This window comes from Actinotalea sp. JY-7885 (assembly GCF_014525465.1).
GTDB lineage: Bacteria > Actinomycetota > Actinomycetes > Actinomycetales > Cellulomonadaceae > Actinotalea.
In genome coordinates, this window is record NZ_JACEXH010000233.1 from 1 (window position 1) to 4,065 (window position 4,065).

At 74.2% G+C, this 4,065-nt stretch carries 3 protein-coding genes; all 3 read left to right on the forward strand.

The window, feature by feature from the left end; translation table 11 throughout:
• Positions 1-536: 536 nt before the first annotated feature.
• The 3 genes from IDM29_RS15380 (at position 537) to IDM29_RS15390 (ending at position 3,779) form a co-directional block, all read left to right on the forward strand.
• Positions 537-1,166, forward strand: a complete 630-nt coding sequence (locus tag IDM29_RS15380) for a PadR family transcriptional regulator (protein ID WP_182112538.1) — start codon at positions 537-539, stop codon at positions 1,164-1,166.
• 20 nt (positions 1,167-1,186) lie between these two features.
• Positions 1,187-2,281 (forward strand): inositol-3-phosphate synthase, encoded by a 1,095-nt coding sequence (locus tag IDM29_RS15385; protein WP_182112539.1) that lies wholly within the window; start codon positions 1,187-1,189, stop codon positions 2,279-2,281.
• A 523-nt stretch (positions 2,282-2,804) separates the two neighbouring features.
• Complete coding sequence (locus tag IDM29_RS15390) at positions 2,805-3,779, forward strand: type IV toxin-antitoxin system AbiEi family antitoxin domain-containing protein (RefSeq protein ID WP_188037742.1); 975 nt, start codon at positions 2,805-2,807, stop codon at positions 3,777-3,779.
• Positions 3,780-4,065 lie beyond the last annotated feature (286 nt).

A 4,065-nucleotide genomic window follows, 5' to 3' on the forward strand; every position in this document is an offset into this window, starting at 1 on the left:
CAGCCGGCGCGCTGCCCGCTGCCCCGCCGCTCGTCGTGCGGCGCGCGGGACCCGTCGCGCCACCGCGGCCGCCCGTCGCGCCGTAGGCGCTGCGACGCGTGGGGCCGCTCTGCCCGGAGGGTCGGGACGAGCCGCGCGAGGGGGGAGTGCTGGCCGGTGCCACAGTGAGCCTTCCGGTGGACGACATGGACGACGGGTGGCCGCGCGGGGCGCGCACCACCCGCAGACGGGGGGAGCCAGGCTCAGGGTAGGGACACCTGACGCTCGTGGCTCCTCTCAGTATGGGCACGCGCTCGTGAAGAGGTTGTGAGCGACCGGTCATCGCGACGCGAGAGGAGCGCGGTGGTCCGCTGTCCGGCCCGCGGGGCCGGCCCGGCTGCGGGCGGGAGACGCCCCGTCCGCCCGGGGTTTGCCAGATCGCCCGCCCGCACCTACTGTCTCCGATGTATCAGTTCGATACATCGGAGAGCTTCATCGGCCCGGCACGAGGTCGCGACGACGCCGCCTCGGGCGGGGATGAGCACAGGGGAGGTCCAGTGAGCAGTCGTTCCGGCGTGCTCGAGCTGGCCATCCTCGGCCTGCTCCAGGAGACACCGATGCACGGGTACGAGCTGCGCAAGCGGCTCAACGTGCTGCTCGGCTCGTTCCGGGCCCTGTCCTACGGGTCGCTGTACCCGTGCCTCAAGGGCCTCGTCGCGCGCGGGCTGATCGCGGGCACCGACGCGTCGCAGACCCCGCCGCCCCACGCCCTCAGCGGCAAGCGGGCGCGGATCGTCTACGAGCTCACGGCCGACGGCAAGGAGCACCTCGCGAAGATGCTCGCGAGCTCCGGCCCGACGACGTGGGAGGACGAGCACTTCGACGTCCGCTTCGCGCTCTTCGCGCAGACGGATGCCGAGACCCGGCTCCGGATCCTCGAGGGACGCCGCACGCGGCTGACCGAGCGGCTGGACAACGTCCGCCAGTCGGCGCTGCGCACACGCGAGCGTCTCGACGAGTACACGCTCGAGCTCCAGCGCCACGGCCTGGAGCAGGTCGAGCGCGAGGTGCGCTGGCTGGACGGACTGATCGACAACGAGCGCGGCAACCGCCGCGGGACCACCGAGGGGGACGGCCGTCCGGCCGGACCCGCCACCGTCGACGGCGCCTCCGCGCCCCGGCACTGAGAGAGAACCGAGGAGCGAGGATGACTTCGATCCGCGTCGCCATCGTGGGCGTCGGCAACTGCGCCGCGTCGCTGGTACAGGGCGTCCACTACTACGCGGACGCCGACCCGCAGAGCAAGGTCCCGGGCCTGATGCACGTGCAGTTCGGCCCGTACCACATCTCGGACATCGAGTTCGTGGCGGCGTTCGACGTCGACGCGAAGAAGGTCGGGTTCGACCTCTCCGAGGCCATCGGCGCCAGCGAGAACAACACCATCAAGATCGCCGACGTCCCGCCGCTCGGCGTGACGGTCCAGCGCGGTCACACGCTCGACGGCCTCGGCAAGTACTACTCCGAGACCATCGAGGAGTCGGACGCCGAGGCGGTCGACATCGTCGCCGCCCTGCGCGAGACGCAGGCCGACGTCCTCGTCTGCTACCTGCCCGTCGGCTCCGAGCGTGCGGCGAAGTTCTACGCCCAGTGCGCGATCGACGCGGGCGTCGCCTTCGTCAACGCCCTGCCCGTGTTCATCGCGTCCGACCCCGAGTGGGCCGCGAAGTTCGAGGAGGCCGGCGTGCCGATCGTCGGCGACGACATCAAGTCGCAGGTCGGCGCGACGATCACGCACCGCGTGCTCGCGAAGCTGTTCGAGGACCGCGGCGTCGTGCTCGACCGCACGTACCAGCTGAACGTCGGCGGCAACATGGACTTCAAGAACATGCTCGAGCGCGAGCGCCTGGAGTCCAAGAAGCTCTCGAAGACGCAGGCCGTGACGTCGAACATCGACGACGGCCCGCTCGCGGGCAAGAAGGAGGACCGCAACGTCCACATCGGCCCGTCGGACTACGTCGCGTGGCTCGACGACCGCAAGTGGGCGTACGTGCGCCTCGAGGGCCGCGCCTTCGGCGAGGTGCCCCTGAACCTCGAGTACAAGCTCGAGGTCTGGGACTCCCCGAACTCGGCCGGCATCATCATCGACGCGCTCCGCGCGGCGAAGATCGCCAAGGACCGTGGCATCGGCGGCCCCATCGTGTCCGCGTCGACGTACTTCATGAAGTCGCCGCCGGTCCAGATGGAGGACACCGCGGGGCGTGCGCGTCTCGAGGCGTTCATCGCCGGCGACATCGAGCGCTGAGCACCAGCACCACCTGAGCGGACCTGATCCGCTCGCCCGAGGGCCCCGGACGCACCCGTCCGGGGCCCTCGGCGCATCCCCACCCGCCGCCACGGGCCACGGCCGCCGCCACCCGCCGCCGCCACCGCCACCGGCCGCCCACCACCGGCCGCCGCCACCCCGCCACGCCTCCGGCTCACCTGCCCGCCGGAAGGTTGTGCGCACCATCCGGGCGCAACCCTCCGTCGGCTTCGCCCGGCACCGAACTGGCACCGCGCACGACGGCGGACCACCCTGGCGCCCCTCACCCGACGCCCCGGCGAGCCGAACCGCCGCCGTCGGACGTCGGCCGGAGGGTTATGGGCGCTATACGGGCATGACCCTCCGTCGGGGCGGCGCTACGGCGCGACGGCGGCGCGGGTCGGGTGCCCGGGCGTCGTCCGTCTGGTCACCCCGCCCGCCCGTCGTCCACAAGCGTGTGGTCGTCCACAGGCGACGCCGGGTGGCTGGTCGAGAGGACCGGGGAGGCGCGAGCATCGCGCGCATGCGACTCGACCTCGGCCTCGTGGGGCAGCTCACCGCGCCGCAGGCCGGCGTCGCGACGCGGGCCCAGCTGCGCGAGGCCGGCGCGGACGACTCGTGGATCACCCGCCAGCTCGAGCACGGGCGGTGGCAGCGCCTGCACCGCGGGGTGCTGGTGACGCACTCGGGCCCGGTGCCCTGGCGCGCGAGGGCCTGGGGCGCGCTGCTCTACGCCGGGCGCGGCGCCGTGCTGAGCCACGAGGCGGCCGCGTTCCTCCAGGACGTCACCGTCCAGCCACCCCGCACGGTCGCCGTGACCGTGCCCGGTGAGCGGCGTGTGATGCCGAGCGCCGGGCTCACCGTGCACCGCCGGACGCCCGTGCCGCCGTCGGCGGGCCGGCCGCGCCGCACCTGGCGGGGCGAGACGGTGGTCGACCTGGTCGCCGACGCCCGCACGGAGGACGACGCGATGGCTCGCGTGTGCGACGCCGTCCGGGCCGGGACGCACCCGGACGAGGTCCTCGCGGCACTGGACCGCCGGGGGCGGTCGGCCCGCAGCGCGCTGCTCCGCGACCTCCTGTGCGAGGTGGGCGACGGCGTCGAGTCGCCGCTCGAGCGGCGCTACCGGCGGGACGTCGAACGACGGCACGGGCTGCCGAAGGCCTGTCTGCAGGTGCGGCACCGGCTCGACGGCAGCTGGGTGCGCGCCGACGTCGTCTACGAGAAGCACGCGCTGCGCGTGGAGCTCGACGGGCGCCTCGCCCACCCGGGCGGCCGCACGGACGCCGACACCTGGCGCGACAACGCCGTCCTCCTCGAGCGCGCGGAGCTCACGCTCCGCTACCGCTGGGCGCACGTCGCGGTCACCCCGTGCCGCACGACGCTGCAGGTCGAGGCCGGCCTACGCGCCGGCGGCTGGTCCGGGACCGCGCGCCCGTGCGGCCCCACCTGCGCCGTCGCCCGCCGATCATCGGCCACACGCGCCGGAGGCTTCTGACCGCTGGGCGGGCGCAACCTTCCGCCCCACGAATCTGTGCGGCACCGGCTCCCGGCGGCGGGGGCCGACGCTCCCGATCGCGGCGGAGGGTTGTGGCCGGTGGGCGGCCGCAAGCCTCCGCGCGGCGGACATGGACCGGGCAAACGCGTGCGCCAGCCAGGGGACCACGAGCTGAACGCAGCCACCCGGGACGCGGCGGAGGGTTGGGGCCGGTGGGCGGGCGAAAGCCTCCGGGCGGTCCGGAGCGGGCCGAGGTGCGCCGCTCGCCGCCCGGGCGGCGGGCGGG